Raw genomic sequence first — 19,836 nt, 5'->3', positions numbered from 1 at the left:
CGATGGGAAAGGCGCATCCAGCAAGCGGCAGCGTTATCGACGGCTTCACCATCGGCAATCTTGCCCACAAGGGAGGGATGGCCCGTCTGTTCGAGGTCACTCGGCCGGACATCGATTTTCCCATGCTGATGAAGGTGCCTGATATCGGCGGCGGCACCGATCCGGCCATGATCGTCGGCTTCGAGATGGAACAGATGATTATGCCGCGACTCTCGGGTCCGCATGTGCCCCGCTTCGTCGCGAACGGGGATTTCGCGGTTCAACCGTATATCGTCTTCGAAAGACTGCCCGGCGCCTCTCTCTATCCCCTTCTCGATGATCTGCCCCGCGCGGCGGAAGAAGTTGCGATGCTCGGCAACCGCATCGCCACGGCGCTCGCCGATCTGCACCGGCAGAACGTTGTGCATCTCGATATCAAACCCTCCAACATCATGTTCCGCGAAACGGGCGAGGCCGTTCTGGTCGATTACGGCCTTGCCCGGCATCTGCAGCTACCCGATCTGATGCACGAGGAATTCCGGCTCCCCTACGGCACGGCACCCTATATGGCGCCGGAACAGATACTCGGGGTCCGCAGCGATTTTCGCAGCGATCTCTTCGCCCTCGGAGTCCTGATGTATTTCCTCGCCACGGGCCGGCGACCCTTCGGCGATCCCCAGCGGATGAAGGGGCTGAAGAAGCGGTTGTGGCGAGACGCCATCCCGCCCCACTTGCTGAACCCGGATATTCCCAAGGCGTTGCAGGAGGTCATCCTGCGATGCCTCGAGATCAACCCGGCGCGGCGCTATCCGACGGCCGCGCAACTGGCGATGGACCTGCAGGATCTTTCGAAGGTGACGCTGACCGCGCGGGCGGAGAAGCTGAAGCGGGACGGTCTCTCCCTCGTCATCAAACGCAGGTTCAATCCGGACCCGATCGAGCTTCTCAAACCGGCGAATGCCGTCGCTAGTCTTGCGAACGCGCCGATCGTGATGGTGGCGATTGACCTGTCGAGTGGATCCGAACCGCTTGCCGATGCCCTGCGGCTCACGGTGGGCCGTATCATCGAAAAGACACCCGACGCCCGCATCGCCTGCCTGAACGTTCTGAAGATCGCGCGCATCAGCCTGGAAAGCGATCTCGATGCAGAGGGCAACAACAAGCATGTGGCACGACTGGTGCAACTCAAGCACTGGGCTGAACCGATGAAGGCGCCCGAGGGGACCGTGACCTACCACGTCATCGAGTCGGTCTCGCCGGCGCAGGCCATTCTCGATTACGCGCAGGACAATATGGTCGACCATATCGTCATGGGGGCGCGCGCGAATTCGGCCATGCGCTCGCTGCTCGGCAGCGTTTCCGGCGAAGTGGCAGCAACCGCTCCCTGCACGGTGACGGTTGTGAGGGTTCGCGGAGCCACCGCAGCGGCGGAATAGGGCGACGCTAGAGCCTCAGCGCCCAGATAGTTGCCGAACGGATCACACCGGCGGCGGCAAGAAGCCGGGCGGATCGGACCGGCTCGAAGCCTTCGATGCGCTTGGTGCCGGCGTAACGTCCTCCATCGGCGAAAACCTCGATGGAACCGTAATCCAGAAAGACGCGGAGACGGCTGACGCGCGCTCCCTCCGCAACGTAGCGCGGCCTCGCGTCGTCATCTCCGCCATAGCGGATGAAGAGCCCTGCTTCATCCTGCACCACACCCAGCCGGAGATTGGGATGATCCAGCACAAGATCGAAGGGAGCGCCGGCTTCTGCAAGATCGAACAGGATTTCGACCGCGCCGTTGAGGAAGGTGACGTCACTGCCGGCCGCAAGGCGCGTCCGGTCCAGAATATGGCTTCTGAGGCTCTCCGCGGCACCGATCGGAGGGGTAAGAAGCTGACCACTCTCCAGCCGTAACGTACGCGGCAAGGTCATGGCGCTCGGGAACTCGATTGTCGGCCCGGTGTCGACCCAGTTGCCGAGCCAGCCGATACCGACGGGCGTCTGGCCGTCCATGAAGGCCTGAAAGGCGTAATTGTCCGTAGCGAAGTCGAGCTCCCGGCTGAACTCCCGCGAAAAGGTCCGCCCGTCGAACCAGCCGACATCGACCATGGTCAGGTTTCGCCGCCCGGTCTTTTCGTCAAGCGAATGCATCAAGCCGTAGATCAGTGCCCAGCGCGTCTTCGGGTCAGTCGCCTCGCCATCGATCGGCAACAGGCACGGGCATTCCAGCGCGGTCGTGCGATAGCGGCGGTCGACCATCAACTTGCCGCGATAGGTCCAGCCGCTCGCGGCCTGGGAATCATCTGTATCATAAAGCAGGATGACGCCGCCCTCCTCGCTCTGGCTACCCAGCAACATCTTCCAGAGGCCATCCGGTCCCTTGAAGACATAGGGGTCGCGAAAGTCGAAACTCAGGCCTTCCCCGGCCGGGCGTTGTGCCAGAAGAACGGAAGCTTCCCCAGCGGTAAAGAGATCGGCGGAAGCGGCCGTCATCTGAATCTCCTGCTCGGGCATCCGCTCCGCCACCTTCTCGGTGAAGAAGACACGGATGCCGGGTCCGTTCGGCAAGGGGATCGCCGAGCCCGAGAAAGCACCACCTCGCTTATCCGGGCGTGCCGTCAGGTCCTCCGAAGGAAAGAGGAAAACCGGCATGTGACGCCAGCGCAGGTAATCCGAGGAGACGGCATGGCCCCAATGCATGTTGTTCCACATGCGGCCATGCGAATAATGCTGATAGAAGAGGTGCGGCCGGCCACCGAAGCGACCGAAACCGTTCGGATCGTTCATCCAGCCGAAAGGTGGGCGGAAGTGATAGCTTGCCGGCAGATCCGGCGGCTGGTTGGCCAGGCTGGTGTGCAAAACTGTAATACCGGTTTCCAGCACGTCCGCGGCGGTGAACCAGTAGGCGACGGAAACGGCGGTGTCGCGGCTGTCGTAGCGCAATTCGATCGGCCCGCCGCCGAACACCTGATAGATGCGGAAGGAATGTTCCTCGGCATTGATCGCCTGCACCTCCCCGAACTTGCCATTGACGCTGTGCAGCGACACAGATCCGGGCCTTTCCTCGTTCACCGCTTTCAACCACAGATGCAGCGTCGCGTTAACGGGCAGGTCCGCATGGATGACCCGTATGGTTTCCTCAACTGCATCGTCCGTCTGGTCCATACCGATCACCCTTTCTTCGTTATCCTGTTTTGGAGAAGCAACGACCGCGGCGGCCCCACTGTTCCATGACTTGCGTCACGCAAGCGTCACCAATCCTTCATCCCCCTGTGATCCGGCGATTCTATCGCGACGTCATGTTCCATCCGGACCAGGAGCCGTACCATGCGTCTGATCGTTCCGTTCATCGCCGTGTTTCTGTCTCTCGTCCCCATCTTTCCTTCCGATGCCTACATTTCCGAAACCGGTCATACGACGCTGATCCGCGAGAGGCTGACGGACGCCAACCGATGGCGCGATCATGTGATGGTGGTCGCCCATCGCGCAGGGTGGAAGGAAAACGGCAAGGTCGTACGCGCGGAAAATTCCAGGGACGCCATCGATCATTCCGTGTCGCTAGGCGTCGATATGGTCGAACTCGACGTACGCCGGACGCAGGACGGAGCGCTTGTCGTTATGCACGACGCGACGCTGGAGCGCACGACGACATGTAAAGGCGCGGTCGTGGAACGGCGCCTCGCCGCGTTGAGAACCTGCCGGCTGGTGGTGGAAGGAACGGGCATCGTCACCGACGAGCCGGTGCCGACGCTGGAAGAAATGCTGCTGCACGCCAAGGGCCGCATCCTCGTCAACATCGACAATAAGCTTGAGCCGGAAGACCTGGTGGACATCGTCGATAGCGCGCGCAGGATCGGTATGGCCGACGGCATCCTGATCAAGACGGCGATCTGGAACGAGGAGCGGCTGGAGCGTGCCCGCGCGGTGATGGCGCGGATCGGACCCGATATCGCCTTCATGCCGATCCTTGCAGACGATGCCGTACGGGACAGCGCCTTCGTGGCTAAGGTCGCAGGAGCATTCGACGCTCCCGCCGCCGAAATGATTCACTGGCACAGGGATGCAGCCGAACCTCTGACGGCAACGGGCGGACCGCTTTTTTCCCCGCGCGCCCGGGCAGCGGCAATCTGCGGCAATTTCCACATGTGGATCAACACCTATCCGATCACCGACCGTCCGGAAGGCATGGTCGCCGGGGGGCGCGGTGACGGAATGGCATGGTCGCAGGGGCAGACGGATGCGGTCTACGGCTTCTGGATCGACCGCGGTGCAACCATTATCCAGACCGACGAGCCGGAAGCCGTGATCGGCTGGCTGGAAGGTCAGGGCTTGCGGCAGTCCTACGCCGTCCTACCTCAGCGACTTCTCTGACGGCAACCGAAGAGCAAAAAGCGCCGATGGAATACGCGCGGGCGCTTTGCCTGAGATCGCAGCGCCGATATAGCGTGGCCTCAGATCTGCAAAGCGAGGCCGAACGACCATGATAACCACCGAGCGCCTTCATCTTCGACGTCCCGAACTTCAGGACTTCGAAGCCTATTCGAAGATGTGGTCCCATCCCGACGTTCTGCGCCACATCTCGGCCGAGCCATTTTCGGAAGAGATGATGTGGGGCCGGTTTCTGCGGCAGGCCGGAGGCTGGCAATATCTGGGTTTCGGCTACTTCATCATAGAAGAAAGGGATAGCAGTCGGTTCGTCGGGCAGATCGGCTTTCAGGACCTGCATCGGGACATTACGCCCTCGCTTACCGGGACGATGGAGGCCGGCTGGACACTGCATCCGACGGTGCATGGAAAGGGCTATGCCAGCGAAGCGGCCTCAGCGATGTTTCACTGGGCAGAGCGCCGTTTTTCCGGCAGGCGCGTGACCTGCATCATCGCTCCGGAAAACATCCGGTCGCTGAAGATCGCGGCCAAGATGCAGATGCGCGAATTTGCCCGCAGCACCTATCGCGGCAAACCCGTCATCATGATGGAACGCCATCTTTAAAAAGACGGGAAATCCTTCTCCCCGCGAACGGGGAGAAGGACAGGGGCTCGCTCAGGCCGCCTTCTTTTCCTCGCCGTAAGGATCGAACCGTCCGTAGAAGGTCTCTCCCTTGGCCGCCATGTCGATGAGCAGCGGCGTCGGCTTGAAGTGGGCGCCGTAGTCCTTCGCCAGACGTTCCAGGAGTTCGACGAAAGCCTTCACGCCCATCCCGTCGATGTAGCTCAGCGCGCCGCCGGTGTAGGGCGCAAAGCCGAAACCGAGGATGGAGCCGACATCGGCTTCGCGCGGGTCGATGACGATGCCTTCCTCGACGGTGCGGGCAGCTTCCAGCGCAATCGTTGCGAGGAAACGTTCCTGCAGCGTCTTAATGTTGACGTCCTCGGCCTTCTTCTGCGGGTAGAAGTCCTTGAGGCCCGGCCACAGGAACTTCTTGGCCGGCTTTGCCGGATATTCGTAGAAGCCCTTGCCGTTCTTGCGGCCGAAGCGGCCTTCCTTCTCGACCATGCGGGAAACGAGTTCCATATGGCGCGGATCGATGGCCTTCTCGCCGAGATCGGCGACAGTCGCCTTCAAGATCTTGAGCGAGAGATCGATCGCCACTTCGTCATTGAGCGACAGCGGGCCGACCGGCATGCCGGCGAACTTCGCGGCATTCTCGATCATGACCGGGGGCACGCCCTCGATCAGCATGTTGTAGCTTTCCGACATGTAGCGCAGCACGCAGCGATTGACGAAGAAGCCGCGGGTATCGTTGACGACGATCGGGGTCTTCTTGATCGCGGCAACGTAATCGAGTGCGACGGCGAGCGCCTTGTCGCCCGTTTCCTTGCCGAGAATGACCTCGGTCAGCATCATCTTCTCGACCGGCGAGAAGAAGTGAATGCCGATGAAATCGACCGGACGCTTCGAATTCTTCGCCAGACCGGTGATCGGCAGCGTAGAGGTGTTGGAAGCGAAGATCGCGCCTTCCGGCAGAACGGCCTCGACCTTCTCGATGACGGCCTTCTTGACGTCGCGGTCTTCGAAGACGGCTTCGATGACGAGGTTGGCATCCTTCAGGGAGCCATAGTCATCCGTCGGCGTAATCAGCGAAAGCAGCGCCTCGCCTTCTTCCTTGCTCATCTTACCCTTGCCGACGGCGCCAGCAACCAGCCCCTCGGACACGGTCTTGCCCTTGCCGGCGGCCTCCATGTCGCGGTCGATCAGCACGACCGGAATGCCTGCGGCAGCCGTTACGTAGGCGATGGAAGCGCCCATGAAACCTGCGCCGACAACGCCGACCTTCTTCAATTCGGTCTTGCCCGCGCCTGCCGGACGACGGGCGCCCTTGCCCAGTTCCTGCATGGAAACGAACAGCGAGCGGATCATCGAGAAGGCTTCGGTCGTCTGGACAATCTGGGTGAAATAACGCTGTTCGATCTTCAGGCCCGTATCGAAGGGAACCTGCAGACCTTCATAGACGCATTTCAGGATAGCCAGGGCGGCCGGATAGTTGCCGGCAGTCTCGCGGCGCAGGACTGCCGGAGCAGCCGGCCAGAGCTGTGCTGCGGCAGGCGTCCAGATACCGCCGCCCGGAGCCTTGAAACCCTTTTCGTCCCAGGGAGCCACGGCTTTCAGGCCATCTTTTATCATCTGCTTGGCGGCCGGGATCAGCTGATCGGGCTCGACCACCTGATGCACAAGGTTCATGGCCTTGGCGCGCGATGCAGTCAGGCTCGAGCCCGTCGTCATCATCTGCAGCGCATCCTGCGTGTTGGCAAGGCGCGAGACGCGCTGGGTGCCGCCGGCGCCTGGGAAGATCCCGACCTTGACCTCGGGCAGAGCGAGCTTCACCGACTTGGAATTGGAAGCAACACGGCCATGGCAAGCCAGCGAAAGTTCGAAGGCACCGCCCATGCAGGTGCCGTTGATCGCGGCGACCCACGGCTTGCCGCAGGTCTCGATCTTGCGCCACAGCCAGGTCATGCGGCCGGCAGCGTCAAACAGCTTCTTCACGGCTCCGGCAGGGTCCTTCGCCTTTTCCTCCTCGAGCATGGAGAACATGCCCTTAATCATGGTGAGGTCGGCGCCGCCGGAGAAGGTCTTCTTGCCGGAGGTGAAAACCACGCCCTTGACACCGGCATCGGCCACGGTCTGGTCGACGATCTTCTCGATCTCGTCCATGACTTCGACGGTGAAGACGTTCATCGACTTGTCGGGCATGTCCCAGGTGACAAGGGCAATGCCGTCTGCGTCGGTCTCGATGGTGAAGTTCTTGTAGGTCATTGCTTCCTCCCAGAAATCAGACGCGTTCGATGACGGTTGCCGTGCCCATGCCGGCGCCGATGCAGAGCGTGACGAGTGCCGTATTCAGGTCACGGCGCTCCAGTTCGTCCAGCACCGTACCGAGAATCATCGCGCCGGTGGCACCGAGCGGATGGCCCATGGCGATCGCACCGCCGTTGACGTTCATCTTCGAGTGGTCGACTTCGAAGGCCTGCATGAAGCGAAGCACGACAGCGGCGAAAGCTTCGTTAAGCTCAAACAGGTCGATATCCGAAATCTTCATGCCGGTCTTGGCGAGGAGCTTCTCGGTGACGTCGACCGGGCCGGTCAGCATCAGCGCCGGATCGGAACCGATATTGGCGAAAGCCCTGATGCGGGCGCGGGGCTTGATGCCCATGGTCTCGCCGCCGGTCTTCGAGCCGATCAGCACGGCGGCCGAGCCATCAACAATGCCCGACGAGTTGCCGGCGTGATGGACGTAGTTGATGCGTTCGATTTCCGGATGGGCCTGGATGCCGACGGCTTCGAAGCCACCCATTTCACCCGGCATCTGGAACGAGGGCTGAAGCTGGGCCAGCGCCTGCATGTCGGTGCCCGGCCGCATGTGCTCATCCTTGTCGAGGATGGTCAGGCCGTTGATGTCCTTCACCGGAATGACGGACTTCGAGAAGTAACCCTTTTCCCAGGCATGGGCGGCGCGCTTCTGGCTTTCCACGGCATAGGCGTCGACATCATCGCGGCTGAAGCCGTATTTGGTGGCGATCAGGTCTGCGGAGACGCCCTGCGGCATGAAATAGGCCGGGAAGTTGACCGACGGGTCCATGTACCAGGAGCCGCCCGACATGCCCATGCCGACGCGGGACATGCTCTCGACGCCGCCTGCAATGACGATATCGTCCGAGCCCGCCTTGACCTTGCCGGCCGCGAAATTCACGGCATCGAGACCGGACGCGCAGAAGCGCGAGATCTGCATGCCCGGAGCCTTGTTCGAATAGCCTGCCTCGAAGGCGGCCGCCTTCGGGATCACGGCGCCGGCATCCATGACCGGATCGACGCAGCCCATAATGATGTCGTCGACGGTCGCGGTATCAAGACCGTTGCGGTCACGGATCGCTTCCAGCGACTTGGCTGCCAGACGGACGGACGGCACTTCGTGCAGCGAACCGTCCTTCTTGCCGCGCCCGCGCGGCGTGCGCACGTGGTCGTAAATGAAGACTTCTGTCATCGTTCTCTCTCCCTTTGGCGCTCAAGCGCCGAATTGTTGCTGGCCATACGATGATGGCCCCTTCATCCGCCTGCCGGCACCTTCTCCCCGTCCTGACGGGGAGAAGGACGATTGCCGACCTCTCCGTGCCGCATTTAGGGCACGTTCCCTCTCTCCGTGCACGGGGAGAGGGCCAGGGTGAGGGGCAAATCCTCAGAATGCTTCCGCCGTCATCTCCATCAGGCTGTCGCTGCCAGCCTCGATACGGGTCTTGCGCAGTGCCGTTTCCGGCATGATCTTCTCCATGTAGAAGCGGCCGGTCAGAAGCTTGTTCCGGTAATAGTCTGCATCGCCATTGCCGGCGGCAAGAGCCTCGTTGGCGGATTTCGCCATCTTCGCCCACATGTAGCCGAGGACGACGAGGCCGAAGAGGTGCATGTAGTCGGTGGAGCCGGCACCGGCATTGTCCGGCTTGGCCATGGCGTTCTGCATGAACCACATGGTCGCGGCCTGCAGGTCGTTCAGGCCCTTCTTCAATCCCTTGGTGTAGAGGACGAGGTTCTCGTCGCTACGGTTTTCCTCGCAGAAGGCACCGATCTCGTTGAACAGCGCCATGACGGCGCGGCCGCCGTTCATGCCGAGTTTGCGGCCGACCAGGTCGAGCGCCTGAATGCCGTTTGCGCCCTCATAGATCATGGCGATACGGGCATCGCGGACATACTGGCTCATGCCATGTTCTTCGATATAGCCGTGACCGCCGAAGACCTGCTGCGCCATGACGGCGTGATCGAAGCCCTTGTCCGTCAGCACGCCCTTCAGGATGGGCGTCATCAGGCCAAGCAGATCGTCGGCCGCCTGTTTTTCCTTCTCATCGCCGGAGCGATGGGCGATATCGGACTGCAGCGCGGTCCAGAGCGTGAAGGCGCGGCCGGCTTCGGTGAAGGCCTTGATGGTCAGGAGCGAACGGCGGATGTCCGGATGGACGATGATCGGATCGGCCTTCTTGTCCGGCGCCTTGACGCCGGAAAGCGAACGGCCCTGAATGCGCTCGCGGGCATAATTCGCAGCGTTCTGGTAGGCGACTTCGGCAATGGAAAGGCCCTGCAGGCCGACGCCGAGGCGGGCCTCGTTCATCATCACGAACATGGCGGAAAGGCCCTTGTTCTCCTGACCGATCAGGAAGCCGGTTGCCTCGTCATAGTTCATGACGCAGGTGGCGTTGCCGTGAATGCCCATCTTGTGCTCGATCGCACCGCAGGAAACGCCGTTGCGCGCACCGAGCGAACCGTCTTCATTGACGATGTATTTCGGCACGATGAAGAGCGAGATACCCTTGGTTCCCTCGGGCGCGCCCTCGATGCGGGCAAGCACCAGATGAATGATGTTGTCAGTCATGCCGTGTTCGCCGGCGGAGATGAAGATCTTCTGGCCGGAGATCCTGTAGCCGCCGTCGCCGTTCGGAACGGCCTTGGTGCGCAGCAGGCCGAGGTCGGTGCCGCAATGGGGTTCCGTCAGGTTCATCGTGCCCGACCAGGTGCCCTCGACCATCTTCGGCAGATAGGTCTGCTTCTGCTCTTCCGAGCCGTGGACGAGGATGGCTGCAATCGCGCCCTGGGTCAGGCCGGGATACATCATCAGTGCCATGTTGGCGGACGACATGTATTCGCCGACAGCAGCGTGAAGGGTGTAGGGCAGGCCCTGCCCGCCGAATTCCTGCGGCACGGCAAGGCCGATCCAGCCGCCCTGGCAATAGGCATCATAGGCTTCCTTGAAACCCTTCGGAACGCTGACGCTCGCATCGTCGTGGCGCTTGCATCCTTCCTGGTCGCCGGAAAGGTTGAGCGGGAAAAGTTGTTCCTCAGCCAGCTTCGCGGCCTCCCCGACGATCGCTTCGACCATGTCCGGCGTCGCATCCTCGAACCCGGGCAGGTTGTGGTAGCGCTCGAGGCCAAGAACATTGTTCAGAACGAAAAGCGTGTCGTTTACGGGAGCCTTGTAGACAGGCATGGATCATCTTCCTCCGAGACTTGAAACCGGGCAGGCCGGCATAGTTCATGCTTATACAAATAATTGACGTGCGCGTAAACGTCAAAATCTGGATGCAACCGCATTTTTGCTGTGCTGACACTCCCCCACACCTCACCCGAAGGGGTTAATCCGCCCACTAGCCGCCGGATCTTATCGCTCAAACGTTAAAAAATTTTCAGGCAGGTTAACGGCTTGTTTACCACGTTTCATGAATTGTGGCCGGAGAAAGGTGATGATCCGCAATCCGTGATCGCATTGAGTCGGCACCACCGCCGAAACAGGCGAAAATGCGCATCGTCGGCCCCAATTGTTCACCTTCAGCCCAACCGAAGGTGCATTTTCGAAGCGAGCAAGACCATGAACGGATCGCGATCCACTTCTTCCCGCCCCGGCGGATCTTCGTCGCTTGATGCGCTGAGCCGCACGATCGAGGGATTGGAAGCGAGGATCGAAGGACTGATGGGAACCACCTCGTCTCGCGGACGTCTCGCGGAGGACATTGCGCGCGAAGCCTATCGTGAGCGCGGCGACGATCGCTATGCGCGGCCCGCGCGCGAAGCCTCGACGGATCCGCTTGCCGAAATACGCCAGCGCCAGCGCGCTCTGGAAGACAGCCGCCAGCGCCCCGCCGAGCGGACGACTGCTGGTTACGGCCGCGCTTACGACCCGCAGGAAGACCGCCCGCGGCAGGCGCCGTTCCGCCAAAACCCACCCTCGCCTTACGGCGCGGCTTCGGCCGTCGCGAGCCCTGACACCATGACCCGTGAAATCACGCAGGCCCTGCTCGGATTGCGCCAGGAACTGAAGCAGGACATTTCCGAGAGCCTTTCACGCGAAGTCGGCACCCTGCGCGCAGAGATGCGCAGCATACGCGCGCTCGCCGAAGACCAGCGGCCCTCGGAGGCGCTGCGCAACGATATCGCCCGTCTCGCAGAGAGCATTCAGCATCTCAGCCTGTCACGCGCTCCGGGCGCCGACGGTCTGCGCGAGGAATTCGAGGAGCTTCGCTCTCTCATGGACGGACTTGCCCGCGAGGATTCCGTGCGCCGCATGGACAATCGCTGGAGCCATATCGAGGAAAAGATCAGCGACGTCGATCCGGCTGCAATGCGCGAGGAACTGGTGCTTCTTGCAGACCGTCTCGACGACATCAAAAGCCATATCGGACGCACCGGCGACAACCGCGCCCTCCACGCGCTCGAAGACAAGCTGATGAAGGTCGCGACCGCGCTCGAGCAGATCGGTTCGCATATCGACCCCAGCGAGCGGATGATGAGCGAACAGTTCGCCGGCATCGACATGCGGCTGGACGAGATCAGCCGCGCCATCGTGGCCGGCGCACGTAATTCCGGCGGCCCGGACAACGGCTTTTTTCAGCGTCTCGAAGACCGGATTGCCGGACTTGCCCACCAGATCGAGGCCTTTGCCAATCGTCGGGCCACCGAAGAACAGCCCGCCTCGGATCTTGCCCGGCGCATCGAGTCGCTGACCGGCCGCATCGAGCAACTGTCCGAAGCTCGCACCGCAAGCCATCTCGAGGAACGGCTGGACATGCTCTCGCACATGCTGGAGCGCACCCAGGCGCCGGTGCCGCAGCCGGAACTGACCGGCTATCTGGCTGACATTTCCCGCAAGATCGACGCTTTGGATCACGGCGCCGTCAACGACAGGCTGGCTGACAGGCTGGAGCTTCTCGCACGCCGCATCGAAGGTCTGGAAGTACCGCAGCCCGCCGTCGTCGCGCGTATCGACGACAGCCTGTTGCGCGGGCTCGAGGACCGTCTGAATGCCGTGGTCGACCGCATCGAGGAGAATGCCGGCGTACCGGCCGGCGAAAGCGCCAGCCTGCGGGGACTGGAAGAGCAGATTGCCCATCTTTCCACGCTGATCGCCAGGCCGTCAACGGGTGGCGGCATAGATGATGCGGTTGCGGAACGTATCTCGGCGCTCGAAGACTATATGGCGACGAGTGACGAATACATCATCGAAGCCGCCCGGCAGGCCGCCGAGACCGTTATGGAAAGCTATGCGCAGCGGCTTCCGGCGCAAGGGGCCGCCGGGTCGGCGGATATCGCCGCACTCTCGGCGCTTTCAGAGCATCTGCGCAATCTTGAGGATTTCAGCCGGAACTCCGAGGAACGCACTCATCGCACCTTCGAAGCGCTGCACGATACCCTTGTGCAGATCGCGAACCGGCTCGACCAGATCGATGACCGCACGGCCCATTTCGAGGAGCCACAGGTTCCCTTCCGCCAACCGTCGCAATCCGTCGAAACGCCCTCTATGGCAGAGGAACCGTCGATCCGGGCTCCCCTCGCCTCTCATGCCATGGAAACGGCAGACACCGGCCGGAATGATGTCCCACATATCGAGGCGCCAGCCGTCGAAGCGACGATGACGGCCCTGCCAGTCATCGAGGCAGCGCGATCCGACAGGAAACCGGGCAAGCCGAGCCTGCTCGCCGGATTGGGCAAGCGCCTCCTTCCCGGCCAGAAGAAGAATGAGGAGCCGGTGGCAGGCCGGCAGGTGATCGATCCGACGCCGTCGATCGATCCCTCCGATATGCTGCCGCCTGAACAGGCAAACGAACTGCTGGAGCCCGGCTCCGGGGCTCCCGACGTCCGCAAGATCCTGGAGCGCGTGCGCGCCAGCCAGGCGAAGAACGAGAGCGGTGCTCCCGCAGGAGAGGCAGACCGGGCCGACTACATCGCCGCCGCTCGGCGCGCAGCGCAGGCCGCCGCCCAGGAAATGGACCTCAGCCAGAAGAGTGTGCGCGGCGCCAAGCCCGGCGCCGCCGCGCTTACGGGCTTTGCCCGTTATCGCCGTCCGATCCTGATGGCCGTCGGTGCAATCCTGCTCGCCGCCATGGCAATGCCGCTCGTCACGACCCTCATCCGTGGCGAGAAGGCGCCGCCCGTCGTCATCGAGACGCCGAAGCCGCAGGAAAGCGGCATGGCGCCGGCCACCGCACCCGTGGAAGAGCGGCCGGAAACCAATGTCGCCGCGGCCATCGCTCCGCCCGCTTCAGAGGCAACCGGCGCTTCCGAACCCGTTCCGGCGGCTCCGGTTGCACGTGTGGAACAGGCGCCGCTTGACAGCGGCGACGCTCTTTCGACGCTACAGCCCGCGACCGAGGACAGCCAGCAGGACAGCGCCGCCTTCGCGCCTGCGACCGGAGAGGCCCAGACGGCAGAGACGACGGACAACACGCCGGTGCAGCCTCCGCAGTCGGAAACCGCTCCGGCCGTCGCGATTGTCGTTCCGGACGCAATCTCGCCGCCCTCGCTTGCCATTGCCGCGAAGGAAGGCGATCCGATCGCACTTTTCGAAATCGGAGCCCGCTATACGGAAGGCCGCGGTGTGGCCAGCGATTTCGCCGAGGCGGCAAAATGGTATCAGCTTTCCGCCGACCGCGGCTTCGTGCCGGCGCAATACCGGCTCGCCAACCTCTACGAAAAGGGCACAGGCGTTTCACGCGACATCGCCAAGGCCAAGAGCCTCTACCAGCAGGCGGCTGAAGCGGGCAATGCCAGCGCCATGCACAATCTCGCCGTGCTCTTCGCATCCGGCGCCGATGGCGGCCAGGACTATGCAAAGGCGGTGGAATGGTTCTCGAAGGCCGCCGAATACGGCGTATCGGACAGCCAGTTCAACCTAGCCATCCTCTATGCGCGCGGCAACGGCGTGCAGCAGGATCTCGAGGCTTCCTACAAGTGGTTCGCGATCGCAGCGAGAGACGGTGACAAGGACGCAGCGCAAAAGCGCGACGAGGTCGCGAACGCCATGCGGCCGGAACAGCTCGAGCGCGCCCGCGCGCAGGTCGATCTCTGGAAGCCGAAGCCACTCGACCCCGATGCCAATACGGCCAACACACCGGACGAATGGGCAGGCAAGGGCCTGAAGACCGCGAGCGTCGACATGAAGAAGGCAATCCGCAACATCCAGGCGATCCTGAACAAGAACGGTTTCGACGCTGGCACACCCGATGGCATGATGGGCGCCAAGACCACCGCCGCGATCAAGGCCTTCCAGACCTCGATCGGCGAGCAGCCGACGGGTCAGGTCACCGACAAGCTGGTGAATGCGCTGCTGGAACGCAACAAATAGTCGCTAACGGTCATAAAAATCGGAAAATGCCGGCGTATGGCTTGAGCGCGAATTGACTTGACCGGCCTGTGAGCGCAAGAGAAATGACGGGGATCAAGTCCGGCAAGGACTTGAGCCCGTTTAGCTTTTGCCTGAGACCGGCCGCATTTCCGATCCCGTTTTGTACCAGCTCGCTCCGGCGGGCAGACGCATTCAGAGGCCCGAGCGTGACGATCTACCTGCCGATAGCAGAATTGTCGGTGAACATCTTCATCATTCTCGGGATGGGCGCGGCGGTCGGTTTCCTTTCCGGCATGTTCGGCGTCGGCGGCGGCTTCCTGATTACGCCGCTCCTGATCTTCTACAATATCCCACCGGTGGTTGCCGTTGCGACGGGCGCCAATCAGGTGGTCGCCTCCTCGGTTTCCGGCGCTATCACCCATTTTCGCCGCGGCACGCTGGACGTTAAACTCGGCACGGTGCTGCTAATCGGAGGCCTTGCGGGCGCCTCGGTCGGTGTCGTGATCTTTTCCTGGCTCCGGCGGCTCGGCCAGCTCGACCTTGTCATCTCCCTGCTCTACGTCATCTTTCTCGGCACGGTCGGCGCCCTGATGCTGATGGAAAGCCTGAACGCCATGCGGCGGGCCGCGAAAAACCAGCCGATCAGCCTGAAACGACCGGGGCAGCACAACTGGGTGCATCGCCTGCCGTTCAAGATGCGCTTCAAGAAGTCGAAGATCTATCTGAGCGTCCTGCCGGTGCTCGGTCTCGGTTTCGCCATCGGCATCCTGACCTCCGTCATGGGCGTCGGCGGCGGCTTCATCATGGTGCCGGCGATGATCTATCTCCTGCGCATCCCGACAAGCGTGGTCGTCGGCACGTCGCTGTTCCAGATCATCTTCACCACCGCCTTCACCACTGTGATGCAGGCCGCGACCAACTATTCCGTCGACATCGTGCTCGCCTTCATCCTGATGCTTGCCGGCGTGATCGGCGCGCAATACGGCGTTCGCGTCGGCCAGAAGCTGCGCGGCGAACAATTGCGCGCCCTGCTCGGCCTGCTGGTCCTTGCCGTGGGCCTGAGGCTCGCCATCGAATTGGTGGTGACGCCGGACGACCTCTATTCGATCGCGATCGGAGGCTGACATGCGCAGGCTCCTCGCAACGCTCTCCATCGCAGCCGGCCTCTTCTCCGCCTCCCACGGTCTCGCGCAGATCCCGCTTGCCGGCGACATGATGGGTAAGGAAGGCCTGGATATTGGGACGTCGACCAGCGAAATCGCCATCACCTCGGATTTTCGCGGCGCAGACCTTACGATCTTCGGGGCGCTCACCAATGCCGATCAATTGCTGCTGGCCATCGGCCAGTACGACGTTGTGGTGACGCTGGAAGGCCCCCGGGAAGAAACGACGGTACGCCGCAAGGACCGGCTGTTCGGCATATGGATGAACCGGACCTCGATGACCTTCGAGCGCATGCCGATCTCCTATTCGCTGGCGAGTACCCGCCCGGTGGAACAGATCGCACCGGCTCAGACACTGACGGGTCTCGGCATCGGCATCGACCATCTGTCGCTGACGCCGACCGGCTATATCAGCTACGACGCCAACCTCACCGAATTCCGCGACGCCTTCCGTCGCATCAAGCAGTCGCACGGGCTCTACCAGCGCGACACCAACGGCGTCCGCTTCGTCAGTTCCAGCCTGTTCAAGGCGACGCTGCGGCTACCGGCAAACATTCCCGATGGCGTACACATCGTGCATGCCTATTTGTTCAAGACCGGCGAATTCATCGGCGAGAAGGAACTGGCGCTGCGGGTCATCAAGACTGGTATCGAGGATTCGATTTCGAGAGCCGCCCACGAAAATCCCCTCTCCTATGGCATGCTTTCCGTACTTCTGGCGTTGGTCACCGGCTGGGGTGCAAGCCTGTTGTTCCGCAAGGATTGATAGCGAGTTCCCGCATCCATCAGCCGAGCAGGTTGGCAAAGCGCACGGAGTAGATGCGGTCGCGGCCGAGCAGATGGGCAACGAGTTCAGCCCGGTCGAACAGACCGGCAAACGCCCGGTGGCGAAGGTCGAGCCCTCCTGTCATGACCCCGAAAGCCGGCATCAGCAATCGCTGCCCATCGGTCGCGAAACAGGGGCGCCGCACCGATTTTTCCCTTCGCCGCACGGTGGCGCAGGGATGGAGGTGGCCCGAGACCTCCCCCTTGCCGGCAATCAGGCTCGGCTCGTGGCGAAACGTCAGGCCACCGAAGACGATTTCATCGGCGGAGATACCCGGCAGGTCGGCAATGCCGTCGGGATCGTGGTTGCCGTTGATCCAGATCCATTCGCGGCCCCGGGCCATGGCGGCGATCTTCTCGCGAAACGGCGCCGGCAGCAGGGCGGAGCCGACGGGATCGTGGAAATTGTCGCCCAGGCTGATAACGATCTTCGGATCGTGTCGCGCAATCGCAGCTTCGAGGATGCGAAGCGTCGACAGCGTGTCATAGGGTGGCAGCAACAGGCCGCGGCGCGCGAAGGCGGCACCCTTTTCGAGATGCAGGTCCGACACGACGAGCATGCCGAGTTCTGGCAGGATCAGCACGCCACCGGCATCGGCGATCGCCTCCACTCCGTTCAGCACGAAACGGGCAGAGTAATCGGGATCATCGAGGGCCGGAGCCTTGAGTTGGGCCAGGCGGTTCATGCGGTGTTCTTTTCCTTCACGCCATGGCCTCGGCGATCAGATCGTCTGCGGCTTCGGCAAGCACGTGTTCCTGGGCTTCACCAGCGACCGGCTCCCGGCCGATCTCCAGCATCACCGGCACGGCGAGCGGTGAAATATGGTCGAGCCGCATGTGTGTGATATGCCCTTTGATTCTCTTTAGCATATCGCCGAGCCGGGCAATATCGAGAAGACCCGCGGCGGCATCCTGTCGCGTCGCTTCCAAGAGGATATGATCCGGTTCGTGGCTGCGCAGCACGTCATAGATCAAATCCGCCGACACCGTCACCTGCCGGCCGCTCTTTTCCTTGCCGGGATGCCGCTTTTCGATCAGGCCGGCGATGACGGCGCAGGTGCGGAAGGTTCGCTTCAGCATCCAGGATTCGTCGAGCCACGCCTCGAGATCGTCGCCCAGCATGTCCTCGTCGAACAGATCGGCGAGGCGCAGGCGGGCAGAGGCGATCATGGCGCCCATGTCCTCCAGCCCCCAGACGGCCAGCGAATAGTCGGTCGCGACAAAGCCGAGGGGTTTCGCACCCATTCGCTCAAGCCTACGGGTGAGCAGCATGCCGAGCGTCTGGTGGGCCAGCCGTCCCTCGAATGGATAGGCGACCAGAAAAAAGCGGTTGGCGCGGGGAAAGGTCTCGATCAGCAGTTCGCCACGCTTCGGCAGGATAGACTTCTCCCGCTGGATTTCCAGCCAATCCCGGACCTGATCCGGCAGGCCGGCCCGCCGGGCGGGATCATCCAGCATGGCACGGACCTGTTCGGCGAGATAGGTGGAGAGCGGAAACTTGCCGCCGGCATAGGCCGGGATCTTCGGGTCCTGAGAAAAGGCATTGGAAGCGAGGCATTCATTGTCCCGGATGCCTTCGAAGCGGAGCACCTTACCAGAAAACAGAAAGGTGTCTCCCTGGCTCAACTGCTCCAGAAAATACTCCTCGACCTTGCCAAGCGACATGCCGCCCCGGCCGATGGAGCCGAGATGGTTGCGCTTGACGAGCCGGATGTTGAGCATCGGCATTTCGACGATGGTGCCGAGATTCAGCCTGTATTGCTGTGCGACCTGGGGGTTGGAAACCCGCCAGCGTCCCTCCCTGTTCAGCCGGATGCGGGCATAGCGTTCATAGGTTCTGAGCGCGTAGCCGCCGGTGGCGACGAAATCGACGATACGGTCGAAGGTCTCGCGCGGCAGCAGCGCATAAGGCGAAGCGCTCGTCACCTCCTCATACAGGTCATCGGCAAGGAAAGGTGCCGCACAGGCCATACCGAGCACATGCTGCGCCAGAACGTCGAGCGAGCCGTCGCCGATGGGCGGCGTGTCCTGTGCCCCCACGTAGTTGGCATCCAGCGCCGCCTGACATTCCATCACCTCGAAACGGTTGGCCGGCACGAGGATCGCACGGCTCGGTTCGTCCATGCGGTGGTTGGCACGGCCGATGCGCTGGGCAAGCCTCGATGCCCCTTTCGGCGCGCCAACGTGAACCACGAGATCGACGTCGCCCCAATCGATGCCGAGATCGAGCGTTGAGGTAGCGACGACGGCCCGGAGCCGGTTGTCGGCCATGGCTGCCTCGACCTTGCGGCGCTGGGCGACATCGAGCGAACCGTGATGGAGCGCAATGGGCAGGTTGTCGTCGTTGATCGTCCAGAGTTCCTGAAACAGCAATTCGGCCTGCGAACGTGTGTTGACGAAGATCAGCGTCGTCCGAAATTCCTTGAGCACCTGATAGAGCTCCGGCATGGCATAGCGAGCCGAATGGCCGGACCAAGGAACACGTTCCTCGGTCTTCAGGATTGTGATCTCCGGCTTGGCGCCGCCGGTCACCGTAATCAGCCCGGCATGGCTTGCCCCCCGCGGCGGCTGGCCAACCAGCCAGCGCTGCAACTCCATGGGCTCGGCCACCGTAGCCGAGAGACCGACGGTGCGCAGATCGGGTGCGAGGCGACGAAGACGCGCAAGCCCGAGCGACAGCAGGTGACCGCGTTTGGATGTGACCAGCGAGTGTAGTTCGTCGAAGACCACATAACGCAGGTCGCGGAAGAAGCGTTCGGAATCCGAGTGGGAAAGCAGCAGGGCCAGCTGTTCGGGCGTGGTCAGTAGTATGTCGGGCGGATTGAGCTTCTGGCGCTGGCGCTTGCCCTGGGGGGTATCGCCGGTGCGGTTTTCGATCGTAACCGGCAATGCCATTTCCGATACCGGCTTCATGAGATTGCGCTCGATATCGACAGCAAGCGCCTTCAGCGGCGAGATGTAGAGCGTGTGGACGCCGGTGAACGGCGCGCCGGGCGGAAGACGTCCACGTTCGGCAAGTTCCGTGAGCGACGGCAGGAAGCCGGCGAGTGTCTTGCCAGCGCCAGTCGGCGCGATCAGCAGGAGGCTTTCCCCGTCTCGCGCTCTTTGCAGAAGTTCCAGCTGATGGGCACGCGGCTGCCATCCCTTTTCCGCAAACCAGCGGATGAAGGGAACGGGCAGCGGCATATCGGCGGCCTGATTCATGAACACAGCGTCAACCTAGTGCATGCAGCGCGAAAGAGAAGCGCTGTTGACAGCATTGAAAATCACGGATAATTATTATCCACGAT

General features: G+C 62.3%; 12 protein-coding genes. 6 read left to right on the top strand and 6 right to left on the bottom strand.

What is annotated here, in order from left to right; all coding sequences use genetic code 11:
* Positions 1-2 precede the first annotated feature (2 nt).
* Positions 3-1,415, top strand: a complete 1,413-nt coding sequence (locus J5N58_RS13760) for a protein kinase domain-containing protein (RefSeq protein WP_425314467.1) — start codon at positions 3-5, stop codon at positions 1,413-1,415.
* 7 nt (positions 1,416-1,422) lie between these two features.
* On the opposite strand, the gene J5N58_RS13755 is transcribed toward J5N58_RS13760, so the two are convergent.
* Complete coding sequence (locus tag J5N58_RS13755) at positions 1,423-3,129, bottom strand: GH32 C-terminal domain-containing protein (protein WP_244711189.1); 1,707 nt, start codon at positions 3,127-3,129, stop codon at positions 1,423-1,425.
* 162 nt (positions 3,130-3,291) lie between these two features.
* Here J5N58_RS13755 and J5N58_RS13750 point away from each other — a divergent pair, with 162 nt between their 5' ends.
* Together J5N58_RS13750 and J5N58_RS13745 are read left to right on the top strand one after the other, a co-directional pair.
* Positions 3,292-4,335: a glycerophosphodiester phosphodiesterase family protein gene (locus tag J5N58_RS13750; protein WP_244711187.1), complete on the top strand. Its 1,044-nt coding sequence runs from the start codon at positions 3,292-3,294 to the stop codon at positions 4,333-4,335.
* 109 nt (positions 4,336-4,444) lie between these two features.
* Positions 4,445-4,954, top strand: a complete 510-nt coding sequence (locus J5N58_RS13745) for a GNAT family N-acetyltransferase (RefSeq protein WP_112827804.1) — start codon at positions 4,445-4,447, stop codon at positions 4,952-4,954.
* A gap of 51 nt (positions 4,955-5,005) precedes the next feature.
* Here J5N58_RS13745 and J5N58_RS13740 read toward each other — a convergent pair whose 3' ends face one another.
* From J5N58_RS13740 to J5N58_RS13730, 3 genes are all read right to left on the bottom strand, one after another.
* The gene (locus tag J5N58_RS13740) at positions 5,006-7,219 is read right to left on the bottom strand and encodes a 3-hydroxyacyl-CoA dehydrogenase NAD-binding domain-containing protein (protein ID WP_112827803.1); all 2,214 of its coding nucleotides are present in this window, start codon (positions 7,217-7,219) and stop codon (positions 5,006-5,008) included.
* 16 nt (positions 7,220-7,235) lie between these two features.
* Complete coding sequence (locus J5N58_RS13735; RefSeq protein WP_112827802.1) at positions 7,236-8,444, bottom strand: acetyl-CoA C-acetyltransferase; 1,209 nt, start codon at positions 8,442-8,444, stop codon at positions 7,236-7,238.
* 192 nt (positions 8,445-8,636) lie between these two features.
* Positions 8,637-10,430 carry an acyl-CoA dehydrogenase C-terminal domain-containing protein gene (locus J5N58_RS13730; RefSeq protein ID WP_113444353.1) on the bottom strand — a complete coding sequence of 598 codons (1,794 nt, stop codon included), beginning with the start codon at positions 10,428-10,430 and terminating at the stop codon, positions 8,637-8,639.
* A gap of 378 nt (positions 10,431-10,808) precedes the next feature.
* On the opposite strand from J5N58_RS13730, the gene J5N58_RS13725 reads away from it, so the two are divergent.
* The 3 genes from J5N58_RS13725 (at position 10,809) to J5N58_RS13715 (ending at position 16,487) form a co-directional block, all read left to right on the top strand.
* Complete coding sequence (locus tag J5N58_RS13725) at positions 10,809-14,558, top strand: peptidoglycan-binding protein (RefSeq protein WP_244711184.1); 3,750 nt, start codon at positions 10,809-10,811, stop codon at positions 14,556-14,558.
* A gap of 206 nt (positions 14,559-14,764) precedes the next feature.
* Positions 14,765-15,682: a sulfite exporter TauE/SafE family protein gene (locus tag J5N58_RS13720; RefSeq protein ID WP_244711182.1), complete on the top strand. Its 918-nt coding sequence runs from the start codon at positions 14,765-14,767 to the stop codon at positions 15,680-15,682.
* Position 15,683: 1 nt separating this feature from the next.
* A complete protein-coding gene (locus J5N58_RS13715; protein WP_112827798.1) occupies positions 15,684-16,487 on the top strand; it encodes a TIGR02186 family protein in 804 nt (267 codons plus the stop codon).
* Positions 16,488-16,506: 19 nt separating this feature from the next.
* On the opposite strand, the gene pdeM is transcribed toward J5N58_RS13715, so the two are convergent.
* Both pdeM and J5N58_RS13705 read right to left on the bottom strand, forming a co-directional pair.
* Entirely contained in the window at positions 16,507-17,232 is a 726-nt protein-coding gene (pdeM, locus tag J5N58_RS13710; protein ID WP_112827797.1) for a ligase-associated DNA damage response endonuclease PdeM, read from the bottom strand.
* Between the two features lie 16 nt (positions 17,233-17,248).
* On the bottom strand, positions 17,249-19,750 hold the full coding sequence (locus tag J5N58_RS13705; RefSeq protein WP_244711236.1) for a ligase-associated DNA damage response DEXH box helicase: 2,502 nt from the start codon (positions 19,748-19,750) through the stop codon (positions 17,249-17,251).
* Positions 19,751-19,836: the final 86 nt, after the last annotated feature.

The sequence above is a fragment of the Paenirhizobium cremeum genome (genome assembly GCF_022884085.1).
GTDB lineage: Bacteria > Pseudomonadota > Alphaproteobacteria > Rhizobiales > Rhizobiaceae > Allorhizobium > Allorhizobium cremeum.
The sequence above is the reverse complement of the archived record's forward strand: the minus strand, read 5'-3'. Positions and strand labels throughout refer to the sequence as shown.

What these genes read in the sequence shown, in the direction of transcription:
- J5N58_RS13760 (WP_425314467.1), top strand. Translation starts at nt 3, where the DNA reads ATGGGAAAGGCGCATCCAGCAAGCGGCAGCGTTATCGACGGCTTCACC.
- J5N58_RS13755 (WP_244711189.1), bottom strand. Translation starts at nt 3,129, where the DNA reads ATGGACCAGACGGACGATGCAGTTGAGGAAACCATACGGGTCATCCAT.
- J5N58_RS13750 (WP_244711187.1), top strand. Translation starts at nt 3,292, where the DNA reads ATGCGTCTGATCGTTCCGTTCATCGCCGTGTTTCTGTCTCTCGTCCCC.
- J5N58_RS13745 (WP_112827804.1), top strand. Translation starts at nt 4,445, where the DNA reads ATGATAACCACCGAGCGCCTTCATCTTCGACGTCCCGAACTTCAGGAC.
- J5N58_RS13740 (WP_112827803.1), bottom strand. Translation starts at nt 7,219, where the DNA reads ATGACCTACAAGAACTTCACCATCGAGACCGACGCAGACGGCATTGCC.
- J5N58_RS13735 (WP_112827802.1), bottom strand. Translation starts at nt 8,444, where the DNA reads ATGACAGAAGTCTTCATTTACGACCACGTGCGCACGCCGCGCGGGCGC.
- J5N58_RS13730 (WP_113444353.1), bottom strand. Translation starts at nt 10,430, where the DNA reads ATGCCTGTCTACAAGGCTCCCGTAAACGACACGCTTTTCGTTCTGAAC.
- J5N58_RS13725 (WP_244711184.1), top strand. Translation starts at nt 10,809, where the DNA reads ATGAACGGATCGCGATCCACTTCTTCCCGCCCCGGCGGATCTTCGTCG.
- J5N58_RS13715 (WP_112827798.1), top strand. Translation starts at nt 15,684, where the DNA reads ATGCGCAGGCTCCTCGCAACGCTCTCCATCGCAGCCGGCCTCTTCTCC.
- pdeM (WP_112827797.1), bottom strand. Translation starts at nt 17,232, where the DNA reads ATGAACCGCCTGGCCCAACTCAAGGCTCCGGCCCTCGATGATCCCGAT.
- J5N58_RS13705 (WP_244711236.1), bottom strand. Translation starts at nt 19,750, where the DNA reads ATGAATCAGGCCGCCGATATGCCGCTGCCCGTTCCCTTCATCCGCTGG.